The 23,387-nt window shown below is 32.0% G+C and carries 2 protein-coding genes; both read left to right on the top strand.

Annotated elements, in window-relative coordinates:
• Window positions 1-165 precede the first annotated feature (165 nt).
• Window positions 166-10,002 carry an amino acid adenylation domain-containing protein gene (locus ACULEV_RS10140; protein WP_445454938.1) on the top strand — a complete coding sequence of 3,279 codons (9,837 nt, stop codon included), beginning with the start codon at window positions 166-168 and terminating at the stop codon, window positions 10,000-10,002.
• Window positions 9,999-23,387, top strand: a complete 13,389-nt coding sequence (locus ACULEV_RS10135) for an amino acid adenylation domain-containing protein (RefSeq protein ID WP_445454937.1) — start codon at window positions 9,999-10,001, stop codon at window positions 23,385-23,387. Before ACULEV_RS10140 ends, ACULEV_RS10135 begins: the two co-directional genes overlap by 4 nt.

Here is a 23,387-nt window from a genome sequence, read left to right as displayed (position 1 = left end):
TTCACTTTAAACGTGAACCTAAGGTAAACAAATGCTTTTTTGTTTTTCCTCACAAAAGTACAAAGTTAAACTGTCCCAACTTTTTTAAACAGTTAGCCTACAATAAACCAATATTAACAAAACATTAGACGCATAAGTCAAACAAACATTAAAATATTTTCGAATATGGAAGAGTTACTATTAAAATTAAAAGAGTTAGAAATTAAACTTAAAGTTGTTGATAAAAATTTAAAAATTGTTGTTCCAAAAAATTTTGACAATCCTAATATAATTAAAGAGCTAAAGGAAAATAAAAGTAATTTAATTAATTATTTAGCCAACAGAGAAGGTCTCAATAATACTACTACTGAAATACCAAATGCAGCTATTAAAGCGACTTATCCACTCACGCCAGCACAATTTAGATTATTTCTAGTAAACCAATTTAATGAGTCATCTTTGGCATATAATCAATCAGGGGTTTTAAAGGTTACTGGAGAGTTGAGCACTGAAAAGCTTGAAAATGTTTTTGAATCTTTAATAAAACGACACGAATGTTTTCGAATGAGTTTCAGTTTAGATGCTAATAATTCACCAGTACAAAAAGTTTTAGAGCAAGTTAATTTTGAAATTGAATATATTAAAGGACATGAAACTAATATAGACACTATCATTCATGAATTTATTAGACCTTTTGATTTAAGTAATCCACCGTTAATCAGAGTGGCAGTTATGGAAGTTTCAAAAGATACTCATTATATTTTGATAGATATGCATCATATTGCTTCTGACGGTGTTTCTGTTCAAATTCTTATGAAGGAATTTACTCAACTCTATGAAGGTGAGTATTTAGCACCTCTGCAAATACAATATAAAGATTATTCGGAGTGGTTTTTAAGTGATCAGCATCAAACATCAGTACAAAACCAAAAGAGTTTTTGGGTCAATCAGTTTAATAGAGAATATAACATATTAGAATTACCCTATGATTTTCCTAGACCAAAAGAAAAATCATTCAAAGGGAGTGTAGCAAAATTTAATGTTTCTCTTGAGGAAAAAGATAAACTCAATCACATTATTAAAAATAGCGAGATTACTCTGTTTACAATGTTAATTGGAGTATATGGTATATTACTCTCTAAACTAAGCAGAAATAATAATGTGGTTATTGGTACACTTGTTGCGGGAAGAAAGCATCATCAATTAGAAGATATCATAGGGATGTTTGCTAATACATTAGCATTGCCAATATCCTTAGATAATACCTTAAGTTTTAAAATGTATGCTCAATTGCTTCACAGTAAAATACTTAATTATCTAGACAATGATGAATATCCTTATGAAGATTTGATTAATGATTTAAGGATAGAAAGAGACCTAGGAAGGAATCCTTTGTTTGATTGTGTATTTGTTTTGCAAAATAATAAACAAGAAGCTTTTAAGATTAAATCTGCCACTATTGAAGAGTACAAATTCGAATCCAAAACTTCTAAATTTGACCTTACATTAGGAGCAAAAGAAGAATCCTCGGGATTAAGTTTTGAATTAGAGTATGCAACAGATCTTTTTACTGAAAATACTATTGAAAGGTTTATTGGTTACTACAAAAAAATATTGGAACAGATTATTCAATATCCAGAAATCCCTTTGTCAGAAATAACGTTGCTTTCAGAAAATGAAATACAACAAACATTAGAATTAAACAACCTTATTAATGTTTCATATCCCGAAAAAGCTACAATTATAGATTTGTTTGAAGCACAAGTAGAAGAAAGACCAAATGCAGTTGCGGTTGTTTGTGAAGGAGAGTCATTGACATATGAAGAGTTAAACAATCTTTCCAATCTATTAGCTTATAAATTGCGTTCACAAGGCATTGGTCGCAATGATATTGTTGGTTTATTGGTAGATAAAGACCTATACACTGTAGTAGGAATGTTAGGTATTCTAAAATCGGGTGGTTGCTATATGCCATTAGATCCAAACTATCCTCAAGGGCGCTTAAACTATATGCTAGAAGATAGTAGAGCAGAAGTTCTTGTTACCAATAGAGAGTATGAAGAGCTTATAGCAGGAACAAATGCTAAAAGAATATTATTAGAAAATGTGATTGACAAAAATCAACAAGTATCTAATATTGAGCAGATGAATCGCCCTGAAGATTTATGTTATATCATTTACACTTCTGGTACTACAGGAAACCCTAAAGGAGTTATGGTCGAACACCGCAATGTGGTTCGTTTGTTTTTTAATGATGCATTTCAATTCAATTTTGGAGTAAATGATGTTTGGACCATGTTCCATAGTCACTGTTTTGATTTTAGTGTTTGGGAAATGTATGGTGCATTACTTTTTGGAGGTAAAGTCATTATAGTTCCATCATTCATAGCAAGAGATCCTTCACGATATATTCAATTACTTAAGCGACATAAAGTAACGGTATTGAACCAAACACCAACAGCTTTTAACAATTTAATGGAAGAGTGCGACCGAAAAGCTATCACATTTAATGATTTGCGCTATGTCATTTTTGGAGGAGAAGCATTAGTTCCCTACAAATTAAAATCATGGAAAGCACAATATCCAAATGTGAAGTTGGTAAATATGTATGGAATTACAGAAGTAACAGTCCATGCTACCTACAAAGAAATAGGGCAAAAAGAAATAGAAGAAAACATAAGTAACCTAGGAAAACCAATCCCAACAACTTCTATATATATATTAGATGAAAATAAAGCGCTAGTACCTCAGGGAGTAATTGGAGAAATCTACGTTGGAGGAGCAGGAGTAGTAAGAGGATATTTGAACAAGGAAGAATTAACCAATTCTAGATTCATAGCGAATCCCTATCGCAAAGGAGAATTATTTTATCGTTCAGGCGATTTAGGCAGACTATTAGAAAATGGAGATTTAGAATACTTGGGGCGCATAGACAATCAAGTACAATTAAAAGGATTTAGAATAGAATTAAAGGAAATAGAACATCATTTACTACAGCACGATACTATCAATGATACTGTAGTCATTAAACGTGATTCAGAAGAGGGACATCCTTATTTATGTGCCTATTATACAGGTATAGAAACCTTAGAAGTGTCTGCAATTCGTTCTCATTTAGGAGAACATTTACCAAATTATATGATTCCGTCCTATTTTGTTAAACTGGACGAATTCCCAATGACATCGAATAATAAAATTGCCATTTCAAAATTACCATCACCAAGTAAAGATTCATTGGGAGAATCATACACAGCTCCAAGAACAAAGGAAGAACTACAAATGGTAGCCATTTGGGAAGAAGTATTGCAAATATCGAAAGTTGGAGTTAATGATAATTACTTTAGTTTGGGAGGAGACTCTTTAAAGGCTATTGGTTTAATTTCTAACATCAATAATAAATTGGAAACTTCATTTACTATTGCAGATTTATATTCATATCAGACCATTGCAGAATTGGCAGATAAAATGGTAGATTCTCAAAAAAATGAGGAGAGTAAGCGAATATTACAAGAAGTAAAAGAAGAACTACGTGCATTTGCTGAAGCATACCTTGAAGAAGGGAAATTTTTAGACAGCTATGAGGCTGTTTATCCAATGAATGGAGTTGAAAAAGGAATGGTTTTTCACTCACTTAAAAGTAAACCAAAAAGTGTTCATGAAATTGTCTATCATGAACAAAACATCTATAATTATCCAGTAAAAGATTTTGATTTTGAATTGTTTAAGTATGCTGTAGGTCTAATGACTGAAAAACATGATACTTTACGTAAGATTTACGACTTAGAAAAGCTTGTTCACATTATTATGAAAAAAGTTTCTCCAGAAGTTAATCTTATAGATATCTGCCATTTAGAAACTAAAGAGCAAGAAGCTTTTATAAACAAGAAATTACTGGAAGAAAAGCAAAGACAAACAGAATTATCGTTTTCATTATTGTGGCGTATCAATATTATTAAAGTAAGAGACGATTACCAATACATGTTACTAGATTTTCATCATTCTTTATTTGATGGATGGAGTCTTTCATCATTCGTTACCGAATTATCTTCTACATATTCATTTTTAGCAAATGATCGTAACTATATTCCTGAACCCTTGCAAAGTACATATAGAGATCAAATAATTGGAGAATTAGTTTCTGTAAAAGAACAATCTTCAATTGAATATTGGCAACAGGAATTGAAAGATTATACTCGATTTAAATTACCTACCACAGGAAAAGAGCATCAGTTTAATTGTGAGTGGTTTAATTATGGTAGAGAATACAGAACTCAATTAGAAAAAATAGCATTAGAATACAATACGAGCTTTAAACACCTTTGTTTTGCTGCATATATCTATGCTATGAATATGTTGAGTTTTGAAGACGATATTACATTAGGTGTAGTAACAAATAATAGACCTTTAACGCCCGATGGTGAGCAACTTTTGGGTTGTTTTCTAAATACAATTCCTTTTAGAGCAAAAATTCCAAATAATATTACTTGGGGAGAATACATTAATTTTATAGAAGACAAATTAAGAACGTTAAAGTATCATGAGCGAGTTCCTTTCTATAAAATATTAGAAATTATAAAAGAACCTGCTACAGAACACAATCCAATTTTTGATATGTCTTTTAATTACATAGATTTTAGACGTTATACAGAAATTCAAAATGAAGATAGTATTGTAAGGCCTAATGATTTTAAAGAATCTAATTTCTTTATGAATAACAACACAAGCATTGATTTTCATATTTATGCACGTGACAATGATTTTAGACTAGCTCTAACACATTCAACTGCAACTTTTAGTATGGAAGATGTAGTTAAATTATCAAGTTATTTTAAATCGACTTTAGATCAATTTTTAGACGCTGTTACAAAACCTTTAAAAAAAGAAACAATACTATTAAATTCAGATAAGGTAAAAATTCAAAAATTAAACAACCTTATTAATGTTTCATATCCCGAAAAAGCTACAATTATAGATTTGTTTGAAGCACAAGTAGAAGAAAGACCAAATGCAGTTGCGGTTGTTTGTGAAGGAGAGTCATTGACATATGAAGAGTTAAACAATCTTTCCAATCTATTAGCTTATAAATTGCGTTCACAAGGCATTGGTCGCAATGATATTGTTGGTTTATTGGTAGATAAAGACCTATACACTGTAGTAGGAATGTTAGGTATTCTAAAATCGGGTGGTTGCTATATGCCATTAGATCCAAACTATCCTCAAGGGCGCTTAAACTATATGCTAGAAGATAGTAGAGCAGAAGTTCTTGTTACCAATAGAGAGTATGAAGAGCTTATAGCAGGAACAAATGCTAAAAGAATATTATTAGAAAATGTGATTGACAAAAATCAACAAGTATCTAATATTGAGCAGATGAATCGCCCTGAAGATTTATGTTATATCATTTACACTTCTGGTACTACAGGAAACCCTAAAGGAGTTATGGTCGAACACCGCAATGTGGTTCGTTTGTTTTTTAATGATGCATTTCAATTCAATTTTGGAGTAAATGATGTTTGGACCATGTTCCATAGTCACTGTTTTGATTTTAGTGTTTGGGAAATGTATGGTGCATTACTTTTTGGAGGTAAAGTCATTATAGTTCCATCATTCATAGCAAGAGATCCTTCACGATATATTCAATTACTTAAGCGACATAAAGTAACGGTATTGAACCAAACACCAACAGCTTTTAACAATTTAATGGAAGAGTGCGACCGAAAAGCTATCACATTTAATGATTTGCGCTATGTCATTTTTGGAGGAGAAGCATTAGTTCCCTACAAATTAAAATCATGGAAAGCACAATATCCAAATGTGAAGTTGGTAAATATGTATGGAATTACAGAAGTAACAGTCCATGCTACCTACAAAGAAATAGGGCAAAAAGAAATAGAAGAAAACATAAGTAACCTAGGAAAACCAATCCCAACAACTTCTATATATATATTAGATGAAAATAAAGCGCTAGTACCTCAGGGAGTAATTGGAGAAATCTACGTTGGAGGAGCAGGAGTAGTAAGAGGATATTTGAACAAGGAAGAATTAACCAATTCTAGATTCATAGCGAATCCCTATCGCAAAGGAGAATTATTTTATCGTTCAGGCGATTTAGGCAGACTATTAGAAAATGGAGATTTAGAATACTTGGGGCGCATAGACAATCAAGTACAATTAAAAGGATTTAGAATAGAATTAAAGGAAATAGAACATCATTTACTACAGCACGATACTATCAATGATACTGTAGTCATTAAACGTGATTCAGAAGAGGGACATCCTTATTTATGTGCCTATTATACAGGTATAGAAACCTTAGAAGTGTCTGCAATTCGTTCTCATTTAGGAGAACATTTACCAAATTATATGATTCCGTCCTATTTTGTTAAACTGGACGAATTCCCAATGACATCGAATAATAAAATTGCCATTTCAAAATTACCATCACCAAGTAAAGATTCATTGGGAGAATCATACACAGCTCCAAGAACAAAGGAAGAACTACAAATGGTAGCCATTTGGGAAGAAGTATTGCAAATATCGAAAGTTGGAGTTAATGATAATTACTTTAGTTTGGGAGGAGACTCTTTAAAGGCTATTGGTTTAATTTCTAACATCAATAATAAATTGGAAACTTCATTTACTATTGCAGATTTATATTCATATCAGACCATTGCAGAATTGGCAGATAAAATGGTAGATTCTCAAAAAAATGAGGAGAGTAAGCGAATATTACAAGAAGTAAAAGAAGAACTACGTGCATTTGCTGAAGCATACCTTGAAGAAGGGAAATTTTTAGACAGCTATGAGGCTGTTTATCCAATGAATGGAGTTGAAAAGGGGATGGTTTTTGAGTTTTTAAAAAGTAAATCAGATGATATTCATGAAATCATTTATCATGAGCAAAATATGTATGATTATCCTGTGAAAAATTTTGATTTTGCATTATTTGAACATGCATTAAATTTGATGATTGATAAGCATACTACACTTCGTAAGGTATATGATTTGGAGTATTTTGCACATATCATTATGAAAAAAATAACTCCAGAAGTTAACTTTATTGACATTCGTCATTTAGATAAAGAGGGACAAAAATCTTTTGTAAAAAATAAATTATTAGAAGAAAAAAGGAGAAAGACAGACCTATCATTTTCATTAACTTGGCTTATCAATATTATCAAAGTAAGAGACGATTATCAATATTTGTTATTAGATTTTCATCATTCTTTATTTGATGGATGGAGTCTTTCTTCTTTCTTGACAGAATTACTGAACATGTATACCATTTTGACAAAAAATGCAGATTATGTTCCAGAGCGCTTACAAAGTACATACGAAGATCAAATTATCGGAGAATTGTCTGCAGGAAAAAACCAAGCCTCTTTAGAGTATTGGCAAGAAGAGTTAGACGGATATTCTCGATTTGAATTACCATCTACAGAAGATGAACACATATTTATAAGTGATGTGTTTGAGTTTCCTATTGAATTTAGGGAAGATTTAGAGAAACTAGCTTTACGATACAACACCAGCTTTAAACACCTTTGTTTTGCTTCTTATATTTATACAATGAATATATTGAATTATGAAAATGATTTAACACTTGGTATTGTTACTAATAACAGACCATTAACACCAGATGGAGGCAAACTTTTAGGTTGTTTTCTAAATACTATTCCTTTTAGAGCAAAAATTCCAAAAAATATCACATGGGGTGAATATATCAATTATATTGAAGACAAATTAAGAACGTTAAAGTATCATGAGCGAGTTCCTTTCTATAAAATATTAGAATTTACTAATGAACCAGCAGGTCACCATAACCCAATTTTTGATGTTGCGTTTAATTATTTAGATTTCCAAATTTTTAAAGAATGGGAAGCATATGATTCTTCAATCGATTTGGAAGGAGAAGAATCTTTGTCAGAATTTTATTTAAATGAACATTTTCCTTTCGGCTTCCATATTGAAGCACATGATCTTAGACAGGAACACGGGGGTGTTTACAACAAAAGCTTCCGATTATTATTACGATATTCAACAGCGGTTTTCAGTAGAGATCAAGTAAAAAAATTAGCAGCATATTTTAAGCTGACATTAGATCAGTTTTTATATAGTGAAAATGCTTTAATAGATAAAGAAATCATACTTTCAGAAGCTGAAAAAGAAGATCGTAAGTTATTAAAAGAGTTTAATAATACTACTATAGATTATGCTAGAGATCAAACCGTATTAGATTTATTCAATACACAAGTACAATCTAATCCAGGAAAAGATGCAGTTCATTTTAAAGATAAAAAATTAACCTATAAAGAACTTGATGTCGTTTCAAATCAATTAGCCAATGTGTTGCTTAATAAAGGGGTAACAACAGATACTTTAGTACCTATTTGTGTAGATAGATCGTTAGAAATGATAATAGGGATATTAGGTATTTTAAAAGCAGGTGGGGCCTACGTGCCAATAGATCCAAGATATCCACAAAATCGCATTGACTATATTCTAGATGATGTAAAACCAACTATCATATTGACAGAAAGTAGTTATAAACCTTTTTTTAATAGCATAGAATCTCTTAATCTTGACGATGTGGCTATATATAAAAATGCACTAACATCTTCTCCAAATATTAAGATACCTAAAAATTCTTTAGCATATGTTATTTATACTTCTGGGACTACGGGTAATCCTAAAGGTGTAATGAATCAGCATGATGGAATTTATAATCGATTAGTTTGGATGTGCGACTATTTAAATGTAACTGAAGCAGATGTTATTTTACAAAAAACAACTTTTTGTTTTGATGTTTCGGTATGGGAGTTATTATTACCGTTAATGACCGGAGCAAAATTAATATTTGCCATTCCAGACGGAGAGAAAGATCCTTTATATTTACAACAACTCATAGAAAAAGAACGAATAAATATCATGCATTTTGTCCCTACAATGTTAGATGTTTTTATTAGTGAATTAGATGAGAGTTTAAATTTTGGGAATTTGCAACAAAAAGTGATTTGTAGTGGAGAAGCATTATCCAATTCAACTTTACAAAAATTTCAGAAGAAGTGTCCAAATGCACAAATTTTCAATCTGTATGGTCCTACAGAAGCAGCTATTGATGTGACTGCAATTGAATTGACAGATTATAAAGGAGATACAATTCCAATTGGAAAGCCTGTAGCAAATACACAAATTTATATAGTAGATCAAGACAATATTCAACAACCTATTGGCGTTGTTGGTGAACTAGTTATTGGGGGAATTCAAGTGTCTCGTGGTTATCTCAATAAACCAGAATTAACTTCAGAAAAATTTATAACAAATATTTTTGACGATAATAGTTCACATAAATTATATAAAACTGGAGATCTTGCTAAATGGACTCCTGAAGGAAATATTGAATTTCTTGGAAGAAACGATCATCAAGTAAAACTTAGAGGTTATAGAATTGAATTGGGGGAAATAGAGCATGTCCTTTCAAGTCATCCACAAATCAAAAATGCAATTGTAGATTTTAGATATTTAGATCAAGAACCTCTAATAGTGGCTTACTATATAGATAATGGAATTGAAATATCAATTCAAGAAATACAAGATTATCTAAAAAAACGATTGCCAGAATATATGGTACCTTCATTATTTATGAATGTAGTAGAGTTTCCTTTTAACGCTAATGGTAAATTAAATAAAAAAGAATTGCCTTTGCCAAACATCACGCTAAATAAGCAATTTATTGCACCTTCAAACGAGGTGGAAGCTCAATTAATCACAATTTTGTCTGAACTTTTAAAAATAGAAGTTTCTACTCTAAGTACGAATGAAAATTTTTTCAACATTGGAGGAAATTCGTTAAAAGCCATGGCATTTATTAATCGAATGAACAAAGTGTTTTCTGTTGAAATCTCTTTAAAGGAGTTATTCTTAATGCATGATATTAAAGGAATTGCAGATTATATTCTTACAGTGAAACAATTAGCTGATGAATCAGACATCAATCTTGAGAATGCAAAATTAATCATATGAGAATCGCTGAATATATTACGAATCTGAGAAATAACAATATCATTGTTACTGTTCGTGAGGAGCAATTAATTGTTAACGATCCTAATGAAATGTTAACACAACAAGTAATTGAAGAATTAAAAAAGAATAAGCAAGAAATTATTGATTTTTTCAATTCAATGAAGCGTAAAGAATCTTCAAAGGCTATTCCTAAAGCTCCTAAAAAAGAATATTACACTCTATCTTCTGTTCAAAAGCGCATGTACTTCTTATATGAGTTTGATAAAAATGGGGTTAGTTATAATATGCCTTTGTTTTATAGACTTGGAAGATCATTAGATAGGATTAAATTTGATAAAGCTGTTAAACAACTTGTAGCTCGTCATCAAAGCTTACATACTGTATTTAGTATTCAAAATGATATTCCAGTTCAAAGTTTGCTAGATATTTCTGAATTTGAGATAGTTTACAAACAAATTCAAGCTAATGATATTGATAAATTAGTTTCAGAATTTGTACGTCCATTCAATTTATCTCAAGAATTCCCTTTTCGAGTAACTTTAGTAGATGTTATTGATGAAGACTATTTGTTGATGACAGATACACATCATATTATTAATGATGGAGTTTCGAATGAAATTTTGACACATGATCTTTGGGCATTGTATGCTGAGAATAACTTACTAGAATTAAATATTGAATATACTGATTATGTGGAATGGCAGCAAAGTGAATCATATCAAGAATCAGTATCTGAGCATAGAGAATATTGGTTAGAGATTTATAATGAAGATGTTAATACTTTAGAATTACCGTTAGACAATCCAAGACCATTAATTCCAAGCGATGAAGGAGGAACTTGTATGGTAAAGTTGTCTAAAATACAGAGTGATCAACTTCGCGCTTTAGCTAGTTTTCAGGGAGTAACCATGTATGCGTTGTTTTTATCGTTATATAACGTACTATTGAGTAAATTATCCAACCAAACAGACATTATTGTTGGGACACCAACAGCAGGTCGCAACCATGCAGATCTAGAAGGAATTGTGGGTATGTTTGTTAATACTTTAGCACTTCGTAACAAAGTAGATTCAAAGATGAAATTCGATGAATTGCTTGTTGCAGTTCAAGAAACTACCTTAGCCGCTTTTGATCATCAAATGTTTCAATATGATGAATTGGTAGATGCGCTGGAGATTTCAAGAGAAGCCAACAGTAATCCATTGTTTGACGTTTTCTTTTCCTACAGCCAAGGAATTGAAGCTTCTAGTTACCAAGATTTACAGATAATAATTACAGACCACAAAGTTGCTTCAAACATTGCGAAATTTGATCTTAGTTTGGATGTGGTAGAATCCGAAGAAATTAATTTGTGTTTTGAATACAGAAAAGATTTATTTACAGCGTCAAGTATTACTAGATTTTTAGATTATTTAGTTCGAATGATTGATGAAATTATAAAGGATAAATCGCAAACGATAAAGGATATTGATATTCTTTCAAAAGAAGAGAAGAGCAAATTACTTTTCGATTTCAATAACACCAAAACAGCCTATGATTTAGACCAAACGGTATTGGATTTGTTTAAAAATCGAGTAGAAGAAACGCCAAATTCCGAAGCATTAATCATGGATGATGTTGTGCTTAGTTATAAGGAGTTAGACAATCGTTCAGCATTGTGGGCACATCATCTAGTTGATTATATTGAAAAAGGAGAAATTGTTGGCTTAATGATGACTCGCTCTGTAGAAATGATAGTTGCAATTATTGCAATTATGAAGTCAGGAGGAGCATATTTACCCCTCAATCCAGAGCAGCCAATGTCACGAACATTAGTGATGTTGGAAGAATGTGAAGCGTCATTGATATTGAGTAATTTAGAAAATATAGGGACTAATTTCATAGAAGGTTATACTTATATTACTCCAAAAGACTTAGACGAAAAAAGCCAAAGTAATAATCAACCTCTACGTAGGCTTGGTGCTGATGATGTGGCATATATTATCTATACTTCAGGTTCTACAGGAAGACCTAAAGGTGTAATGGTTAATCATCGAGGTGTTTCTAATTTGATTCAGCATCAAGTAGAACTTTATGATGTTAACCAAGAAGAAAATATATTATTGTTTTCACCATATTATTTTGATGCATCTGTATCACAAATTTGGTTAGCATTAGTAAGTGGTGAAAGATTAGTTGTTTTTAAAGAAGAGGATATATTAGATGTCAATAGGTTTAATTCGAGTTTAAAAAAATACAATATTACACACCTAGATTGTACACCTTCTTTTTTAGAAACGATTGAGTTAGAGGAAGGATTAAATTTAAAAAGAATCATTGTAGGCGGAGAAGCTTGTAAGTTAGGATTGGCAGATAAGCTTTTAAAAAAGTATGATTTATATAATGAATACGGACCTACAGAAACTACTGTAACATCCACTTTTAAAAAAATCGAACAGGCAGATGTTGAGATGGGTAAAATACCCATAGGCCGTCCAATTGCCAATACACAAGTTTATATTTTAGATAAGGATATGAACTTATTACCAGAAGGAGTTGCTGGAGAGTTGTATATAGGAGGATTAGGGATTACTAATGGTTACATCAATAATGAGATGTTTACAAAAGAGCGTTTTATAGATAATCCATTTGATGAAGGATTTCTTTATAAGACAGGAGATTTAGTGAAGTGGCTTCCAGAGGGTATGTTAGAATATTTGGGTAGAAATGACAATCAAGTAAAAATAAGAGGGCATCGAATAGAGCTTGGAGAAATAGAGGCAGAGCTGGAATTAATTTCGGAAGTGAATCAGGCATTAGTGATGGCTCATGGCGAAAAATCAAACAAGCAACTAGTGGCTTATTTGTGTTTAAATGAGGAAAAAGATACGGAAGAAATTAATAGTTTTTTATCAGACAAGTTACCATTGTATATGTTGCCTTCTCATTATGTTAAATTAGATCGTTTTCCAGTAAATGCAAATGGCAAAATAGACAAGAAATTATTACCTAGTCCAGATTTTACAATTGTAGAAGAATATATAGCCGCCGAGAATGATACTCAAAGAAGATTAGTTACAATTTGGTCACAAGTTTTGGATATAGAAGAAGAGAAAATCAGTATTACGTCCGATTTTTTCAAACTAGGAGGGCATTCTTTGTTGGCTATTACATTGATTAATAAAATTAGGAAAATATATAATGTAGATATTGCAATACGTGATTTTTTTGCACATCGCACTATAGCAGCGTTATCCCTGCATATTTCAAAGATGGATCAGGTTACTTTTTTAACGATTCCTAAGGCAGAATTGGCTCATTATTATCTGTTATCTTCAGCGCAACGCAGAATGTATTTTCTTTATGAATTTGATAGAGAGAGTACAGTATATAACATGCCTACATTTTTTAAGCTTACAGGAGTTATAGATACAGTTCGTTTAGCATCTGCGCTTAAAAATTTGGTAATACGTCATCAAAGTCTTCGCACTACATTTAAGATTGTTAATGATGTTCCTGTTCAACACATTTTAGATGCTTCAAATTTTCATATAGATTTTCAAAAAGGGAATATTTCCTTGATTGATGTTTCTATAGTTGATTTCATCCGTCCATTTAATTTATCGGAGGATTTTCCTTTTCGAGCATCATTACTAGAGATTTCAGCAGAAGAGTATCTATTAATGATAGACATGCACCATATTATTAGTGATGGAGTTTCATTTGAAATATTAATGCGAGAATTATGGATGTTATATCAAGGAGATGCATTAAGCGATTTAACGCTTGAATATGTGGATTATGCTGTGTGGCAACAGAACGGGTCACAAGAGGAATTAGCATTGAAGCATAAGAGTTATTGGATGAATGTGTTTTCGGAGGAGATTACACCACTGGAACTTCCTAAAAATCGTTCAAATAGAGGAAAGAACCACAATGAAGGAGAAAACCATACAGTTCGTTTAGATAAAATCATCAGCAATAAATTAAAAGCAATTGCACAAGAAGAAGGAGTAACCATGTATGCGTTGTTTTTATCATTATATAACGTATTATTGAGTAAATTATCCAACCAAACAGACATTATTGTAGGGACAGTTACAGCAGGTCGCAACCATGCAGATCTAGAAGGAATTGTGGGTATGTTTGTTAATACTTTAGCACTTCGTAACAAAGTAGATTCAAAGATGAAATTCGATGAATTGCTTGTTGCAGTTCAAGAAACTACCTTAGCCGCTTTTGATCATCAAATGTTTCAATATGATGAATTGGTAGATGCGCTGGAGATTTCAAGAGAAGCCAACAGTAATGCTTTGTTTGACGTTTTCTTTTCCTACGGTCAAATTGAGGATAATTCTAGTTTTCCAGATTTACCTTTAACAATTACAGATTACAAAATATCCTATAATACTGCGAAATTTGATCTTAGTTTGGATGTAGTAGAATCTGAAGAGATTAATTTATCTTTTACTTATCGAACTGAATTGTTCGATGCATTGCTTATAGAACGTTTTATGAGCTATTTAGTTCGAATGATTGATGAAATTATAAAGGATAAATCGCAAACGATAAAGGATATTGATATTCTTTCAAAAGAAGAGAAGAGCAAATTACTTTTCGATTTCAATAACACCAAAACAGCCTATGATTTAGACCAAACGGTATTGGATTTGTTTAAAAATCGAGTAGAAGAAACACCAAATTCCGAAGCATTAATCATGGATGATGTTGTGCTTAGTTATAAGGAGTTAGACAATCGTTCAGCATTGTGGGCACATCATCTAGTTGATTATATTGAAAAAGGAGAAATTGTTGGCTTAATGATGACTCGCTCTGTAGAAATGATAGTTGCAATTATTGCAATTATGAAGTCAGGAGGAGCATATTTACCCCTCAATCCAGAGCAGCCAATGTCACGAACAGCATATATGCTACAGGATTGTAATGTGAATATTATTATAAGCAATGTTTCACCAGAATTAGAAGAAGCAACCCGTTACACTTTGATGGACATTAGTATTTTAGATAATACAGAAAGCAAACATAAAGAGTTACCTTATGTAAACGCATTAGATATTGCTTATGTAATCTATACTTCGGGTTCTACAGGACTTCCTAAAGGTGTATTAATACAACATGAATCTGTGTCAAATTTAATTCAGTGTCAAAAAGAATACTTTAATATTGATAAAGATGAACGCATTGTTCAGTTTTCACCTTACTATTTTGACGCATCAGTAGAACAAATTTGGTTAGCCTTATCAAGCGGTTCTGCCTTGGTAGTTCTTGATGGAGAAACGCTTTTAGAAATGGATTCCTTCCACTCATGTTTAAGAGAAAATAAAGTGACCCATTTGCATAGCACACCTTCTTTTTTAGAAGAAGTAGATTTTAATAATTTGCCAAGTCTAAGAAGAGTAATCTCAGGAGGAGAAATATGTAAGCCAGGATTGGCAAAAAAAATAGCATCACAATATTTATTTTACAATGAATATGGACCTACAGAAACTACGGTAACCAGTACAACATATCAAGTGAATAATGCCATCGAGGGATCAAAAGACAAAGTATCTATTGGTCGTCCTATAGCCAATACATCATTATACATATTGTCAGATAACTTGGAATTGTTACCAGAGGGTGTTGCAGGAGAACTGTATATAGGCGGAAAAGGATTGGCTCAAGGTTATTTAAAGCGAGAAGACTTAACGGTTAAAAGTTTCATTTCTAATCCGTTTGGAGAAGGAAGGATTTATAAAACGGGAGATCAAGCAAGATGGTTACCCGACGGTACAATTGAGTATTTAGGACGTAATGATGACCAAGTAAAGCTTCGAGGTTATCGTATAGAATTAGGAGAAATAGAATTTTATTTAGAAGAAAGTGCTTTTATTAATCGAGCAGTGGTATTAGTTTCAGGAATTGGAATTCATAAAAAACTGATAGCTTATGTTTGTGGAGATGAACCAATAGAGGTTACCAAAATAAAAACATATTTATCCTCTAAAGTGCCAGATTATATGATTCCTTCAGCTTTTATTTGGATGGACAATTTTGTGTTGAATGCAAATGGCAAAATAGATAAGAAATTATTACCTAGTCCAGATTTTACAATTGTAGAAGAATATATAGCTGCCGAGAATGATACTCAAAGAAGATTAGTTACAATTTGGTCACAAGTTTTGGATATAGAAGAAGAGAAAATCAGTATTACGTCCGATTTTTTCAAATTAGGAGGGCATTCTTTGTTGGCTATTACATTGATTAATAAAATTAGGAAAATATATAATGTAGATATTGCAATACGTGATTTTTTTGCACATCGCACTATAGCAGCGTTATCCCTGCATATTTCAAAGATGGATCAGGTTACTTTTTTAACGATTCCTAAGGCAGAATTGGCTCATTATTATCTGTTATCTTCAGCGCAACGCAGAATGTATTTTCTTTATGAATTTGATAGAGAGAGTACAGTATATAACATGCCTACATTTTTTAAGCTTACAGGAGTTATAGATACAGTTCGTTTAGCATCTGCGCTTAAAAATTTGGTAATACGTCATCAAAGTCTTCGCACTACATTTAAGATTGTTAATGATGTTCCTGTTCAACACATTTTAGATGCTTCAAATTTTCATATAGATTTTCAAAAAGGGAATATTTCCTTGATTGATGTTTCTATAGTTGATTTCATCCGTCCATTTAATTTATCGGAGGATTTTCCTTTTCGAGCATCATTACTAGAGATTTCAGCAGAAGAGTATCTATTAATGATAGACATGCACCATATTATTAGTGATGGAGTTTCATTTGAAATATTAATGCGAGAATTATGGATGTTATATCAAGGAGATGCATTAAGCGATTTAACGCTTGAATATGTGGATTATGCTGTGTGGCAACAGAACGGGTCACAAGAGGAATTAGCATTGAAGCATAAGAGTTATTGGATGAATGTGTTTTCGGAGGAGATTACACCACTGGAACTTCCTAAAAATCGTTCAAATAGAGGAAAGAACCACAATGAAGGAGAAAACCATACAGTTCGTTTAGATAAAATCATCAGCAATAAATTAAAAGCAATTGCACAAGAAGAAGGAGTAACCATGTATGCGTTGTTTTTATCATTATATAACGTATTATTGAGTAAATTATCCAACCAAACAGACATTATTGTAGGGACAGTTACAGCAGGTCGCAACCATGCAGATCTAGAAGGAATTGTGGGTATGTTTGTTAATACTTTAGCACTTCGTAACAAAGTAGATTCAAAGATGAAATTCGATGAATTGCTTGTTGCAGTTCAAGAAACTACCTTAGCCGCTTTTGATCATCAAATGTTTCAATATGATGAATTGGTAGATGCGCTGGAGATTTCAAGAGAAGCCAACAGTAATGCTTTGTTTGACGTTTTCTTTTCCTACGGTCAAATTGAGGATAATTCTAGTTTTCCAGATTTACCTTTAACAATTACAGATTACAAAATATCCTATAATACTGCGAAATTTGATCTTAGTTTGGATGTAGTAGAATCTGAAGAGATTAATTTATCTTTTACTTATCGAACTGAATTGTTCGATGCATTGCTTATAGAACGTTTTATGAGCTATTTAGTTCGAATGATTGATGATATTATAAAGGATAAATCGCAAACGATAAAGGATATTGATATTCTTTCAAAAGAAGAGAAGAGCAAATTACTTTTCGATTTCAATAACACCAAAACGGCCTATGATTTAGACCAAACGGTATTGGATTTGTTTAAAAATCGAGTGGAAGAAACGCCAAATTCCGAAGCATTAATCATGGATGATGTTGTGCTTAGTTATAAGGAGTTAGACAATCGTTCAGCATTGTGGGCACATCATCTAGTTGATTATATTGAAAAAGGAGAAATTGTTGGCTTAATGATGACTCGCTCTGTAGAAATGATAGTTGCAATTATTGCAATTATGAAGTCAGGAGGAGCATATTTACCCCTCAATCCAGAGCAGCCAATGTCACGAACATTAGTGATGTTGGAAGAATGTGAAGCGTCATTGATATTGAGTAATTTAGAAAATATAGGGACTAATTTCATAGAAGGTTATACTTATATTACTCCAAAAGACTTAGACGAAAAAAGCCAAAGTAATAATCAACCTCTACGTAGGCTTGGTGCTGATGATGTGGCATATATTATCTATACTTCAGGTTCTACAGGAAGACCTAAAGGTGTAATGGTTAATCATCGAGGTGTTTCTAATTTGATTCAGCATCAAGTAGAACTTTATGATGTTAACCAAGAAGAAAATATATTATTGTTTTTTCCATATTATTTTGATGGATCTGTAGAACAAATTTGGTTAGCATTAGTAAGTGGTGAAAGATTAGTTGTTTTTAAAGAAGAGGATATATTAGATGTCAACAGGTTTAATTCGAGTTTAAAAAAATACAATATTACTCATTTAGGATGCACACCTTCTTTTTTAGAAACGATTGAGTTAGAGGACGGATTAAATTTAAAAAGAATTATGGTGGGCGGAGAAGCTTGTAAGTTAGGATTGGCAGATAAGCTTTTAAAAAAGTATGATTTATATAATGCATATGGACCTACAGAAACTACAGTAATTTCCACTTTTAAAAAAATCGAACAGGCAGATGTTGAGATGGGTAAAATACCCATAGGCCGTCCAATTGCCAATACACAAGTTTATATTTTAGATAAGGATATGAACTTATTACCAGAAGGAGTTGCTGGAGAGTTGTATATAGGAGGATTAGGGATTACTAATGGTTACATCAATAATGAGATGTTTACAAAAGAGCGTTTTATAGATAATCCATTTGATGAAGGATTTCTTTATAAGACAGGAGATTTAGTGAAGTGGCTTCCAGAGGGTATGTTAGAATATTTGGGTAGAAATGACAATCAAGTAAAAATAAGAGGGCATCGAATAGAGCTTGGAGAAATAGAGGCAGAGCTGGAATTAATTTCGGAAGTGAATCAGGCATTAGTGATGGCTCATGGCGAAAAATCAAACAAGCAACTAGTGGCTTATTTGTGTTTAAATGAGGAAAAAGATACGGAAGAAATTAATAGTTTTTTATCAGACAAGTTACCATTGTATATGTTGCCTTCTCATTATGTTAAATTAGATCGTTTTCCAGTAAATGCAAATGGCAAAATAGACAAGAAATTATTACCTAGTCCAGATTTTACAATTGTAGAAGAATATATAGCCGCCGAGAATGATACTCAAAGAAGATTAGTTACAATTTGGTCACAAGTTTTGGATATAGAAGAAGAGAAAATCAGTATTACGTCCGATTTTTTCAAACTAGGAGGGCATTCTTTGTTGGCTATTACATTGATTAATAAAATTAGGAAAATATATAATGTAGATATTGCAATACGTGATTTTTTTGCACATCGCACTATAGCAGCGTTATCCCTGCATATTTCAAAGATGGATCAGGTTACTTTTTTAACGATTCCTAAGGCAGAATTGGCTCATTATTATCTGTTATCTTCAGCGCAACGCAGAATGTATTTTCTTTATGAATTTGATAGAGAGAGTACAGTATATAACATGCCTACATTTTTTAAGCTTACAGGAGTTATAGATACAGTTCGTTTAGCATCTGCGCTTAAAAATTTGGTAATACGTCATCAAAGTCTTCGCACTACATTTAAGATTGTTAATGATGTTCCTGTTCAACACATTTTAGATGCTTCAAATTTTCATATAGATTTTCAAAAAGGGAATATTTCCTTGATTGATGTTTCTATAGTTGATTTCATCCGTCCATTTAATTTATCGGAGGATTTTCCTTTTCGAGCATCATTACTAGAGATTTCAGCAGAAGAGTATCTATTAATGATAGACATGCACCATATTATTAGTGATGGAGTTTCATTTGAAATATTAATGCGAGAATTATGGATGTTATATCAAGGAGATGCATTAAGCGATTTAACGCTTGAATATGTGGATTATGCTGTGTGGCAACAGAACGGGTCACAAGAGGAATTAGCATTGAAGCATAAGAGTTATTGGATGAATGTGTTTTCGGAGGAGATTACACCACTGGAACTTCCTAAAAATCGTTCAAATAGAGGAAAGAACCACAATGAAGGAGAAAACCATACAGTTCGTTTAGATAAAATCATCAGCAATAAATTAAAAGCAATTGCACAAGAAGAAGGAGTAACCATGTATGCGTTGTTTTTATCATTATATAACGTATTATTGAGTAAATTATCCAACCAAACAGACATTATTGTAGGGACAGTTACAGCAGGTCGCAACCATGCAGATCTAGAAGGAATTGTGGGTATGTTTGTTAATACTTTAGCACTTCGTAACAAAGTAGATTCAAAGATGAAATTCGATGAATTGCTTGTTGCAGTTCAAGAAACTACCTTAGCCGCTTTTGATCATCAAATGTTTCAATATGATGAATTGGTAGATGCGCTGGAGATTTCAAGAGAAGCCAACAGTAATGCTTTGTTTGACGTTTTCTTTTCCTACGGTCAAATTGAGGATAATTCTAGTTTTCCAGATTTACCTTTAACAATTACAGATTACAAAATATCCTATAATACTGCGAAATTTGATCTTAGTTTGGATGTAGTAGAATCTGAAGAGATTAATTTATCTTTTACTTATCGAACTGAATTGTTCGATGCATTGCTTATAGAACGTTTTATGAGCTATTTAGTTCGAATGATTGATGAAATTATAAAGGATAAATCGCAAACGATAAAGGATATTGATATTCTTTCAAAAGAAGAGAAGAGCAAATTACTTTTCGATTTCAATAACACCAAAACAGCCTATGATTTAGACCAAACGGTATTGGATTTGTTTAAAAATCGAGTAGAAGAAACACCAAATTCCGAAGCATTAATCATGGATGATGTTGTGCTTAGTTATAAGGAGTTAGACAATCGTTCAGCATTGTGGGCACATCATCTAGTTGATTATATTGAAAAAGGAGAAATTGTTGGCTTAATGATGACTCGCTCTGTAGAAATGATAGTTGCAATTATTGCAATTATGAAGTCAGGAGGAGCATATTTACCCCTCAATCCAGAGCAGCCAATGTCACGAACAGCATATATGCTACAGGATTGTAATGTGAATATTATTATAAGCAATGTTTCACCAGAATTAGAAGAAGCAACCCGTTACACTTTGATGGACATTAGTATTTTAGATAATACAGAAAGCAAACATAAAGAGTTACCTTATGTAAACGCATTAGATATTGCTTATGTAATCTATACTTCGGGTTCTACAGGACTTCCTAAAGGTGTATTAATACAACATGAATCTGTGTCAAATTTAATTCAGTGTCAAAAAGAATACTTTAATATTGATAAAGATGAACGCATTGTTCAGTTTTCACCTTACTATTTTGACGCATCAGTAGAACAAATTTGGTTAGCCTTATCAAGCGGTTCTGCCTTGGTAGTTCTTGATGGAGAAACGCTTTTAGAAATGGATTCCTTCCACTCATGTTTAAGAGAAAATAAAGTGACCCATTTGCATAGCACACCTTCTTTTTTAGAAGAAGTAGATTTTAATAATTTGCCAAGTCTAAGAAGAGTAATCTCAGGAGGAGAAATATGTAAGCCAGGATTGGCAAAAAAAATAGCATCACAATATTTATTTTACAATGAATATGGACCTACAGAAACTACGGTAACCAGTACAACATATCAAGTGAATAATGCCATCGAGGGATCAAAAGACAAAGTATCTATTGGTCGTCCTATAGCCAATACATCATTATACATATTGTCAGATAACTTGGAATTGTTACCAGAGGGTGTTGCAGGAGAACTGTATATAGGCGGAAAAGGATTGGCTCAAGGTTATTTAAAGCGAGAAGACTTAACGGTTAAAAGTTTCATTTCTAATCCGTTTGGAGAAGGAAGGATTTATAAAACGGGAGATCAAGCAAGATGGTTACCCGACGGTACAATTGAGTATTTAGGACGTAATGATGACCAAGTAAAGCTTCGAGGTTATCGTATAGAATTAGGAGAAATAGAATTTTATTTAGAAGAAAGTGCTTTTATTAATCGAGCAGTGGTATTAGTTTCAGGAATTGGAATTCATAAAAAACTGATAGCTTATGTTTGTGGAGATGAACCAATAGAGGTTACCAAAATAAAAACATATTTATCCTCTAAAGTGCCAGATTATATGATTCCTTCAGCTTTTATTTGGATGGACAATTTTGTGTTGAATGCAAATGGCAAAATAGATAAGAAATTATTACCTAGTCCAGATTTTACAATTGTAGAAGAATATATAGCTGCCGAGAATGATACTCAAAGAAGATTAGTTACAATTTGGTCACAAGTTTTGGATATAGAAGAAGAGAAAATCAGTATTACGTCCGATTTTTTCAAATTAGGAGGGCATTCTTTGTTGGCTATTACATTAAGGCATCTTATCAAAAAAGTCTTTGAAATAGAGTTGCCAATTTCTGAAATTTTTCTAACCTCTAATATTATTTCTTTGGCTGAAAAAATCAGTAAATTAGAAAACAAAGCGCTGGCAGATGAAATGGTAATACCAATTAATACTGTTAAAGGGAAAGAAAAATTATTCATGATACATGATGGAAGTGGAGAAATTAATGGTTATTTGGAACTTTCCAGAAAAATTAAAGCATATTCTTGCTATGGAATTAGGTTTGGATTATTCAATAATATGAAGGAAGCTCCAAGTATTTCTTCAATAGCTTCAGAATTTATTAAAGAAATGAAGAAGATACAAGAAGTAGGACCATACCGTATATTAGGTTGGAGTTTAGGAGGCGAAATTGCTGTAGAAATGGCAACTCAGTTAGAAAGCCAGAATGAATATGTAGATCAGCTTATTATTATAGATTCTTCTTTGAAATTTGAAAGATCTTTAGAGACTTCATCTTTTGATATTGAATCGGAAGGAATTTTTTTAGAATTCAACTTCAATTATAAAGAGACTAATCTAAAAAACATTCATTCTTTATCTGAATTATGGTCAACCTTCTTTAATTCTGAAACATTTAAAAGTATATCAATTAATACATTAAGAGATTTATTATCTGATGAAATTAAACAGTTAATTCCAGATTTTTTGCATTTGAACAAAAGAGAGCTTTTTGAAGCAGTAAACAAAATAAGACTCCTATTGAATGCATCAAACAAACATTACATTCAAGATTCAATACAGGCTAAAACATTATATGTCTGGCCGAATGAATCAAGGGCTATTTACAATAAAGAAAGATTAAGTGAATTTTTTATAAATTTTGATATACAAGAAGTTTCTGGGAATCATTTCTCAGTAATGAAAAGTAATAATGTTATATCACTTTCACAAATTGTAAATAATCTATTAGATAGTAAAATGGTTAATATATAA

It is taken from the genome of Flavobacterium sp. HNIBRBA15423, assembly GCF_052655965.1.
This window is presented reverse-complemented; position numbering and strand designations above follow the sequence as displayed.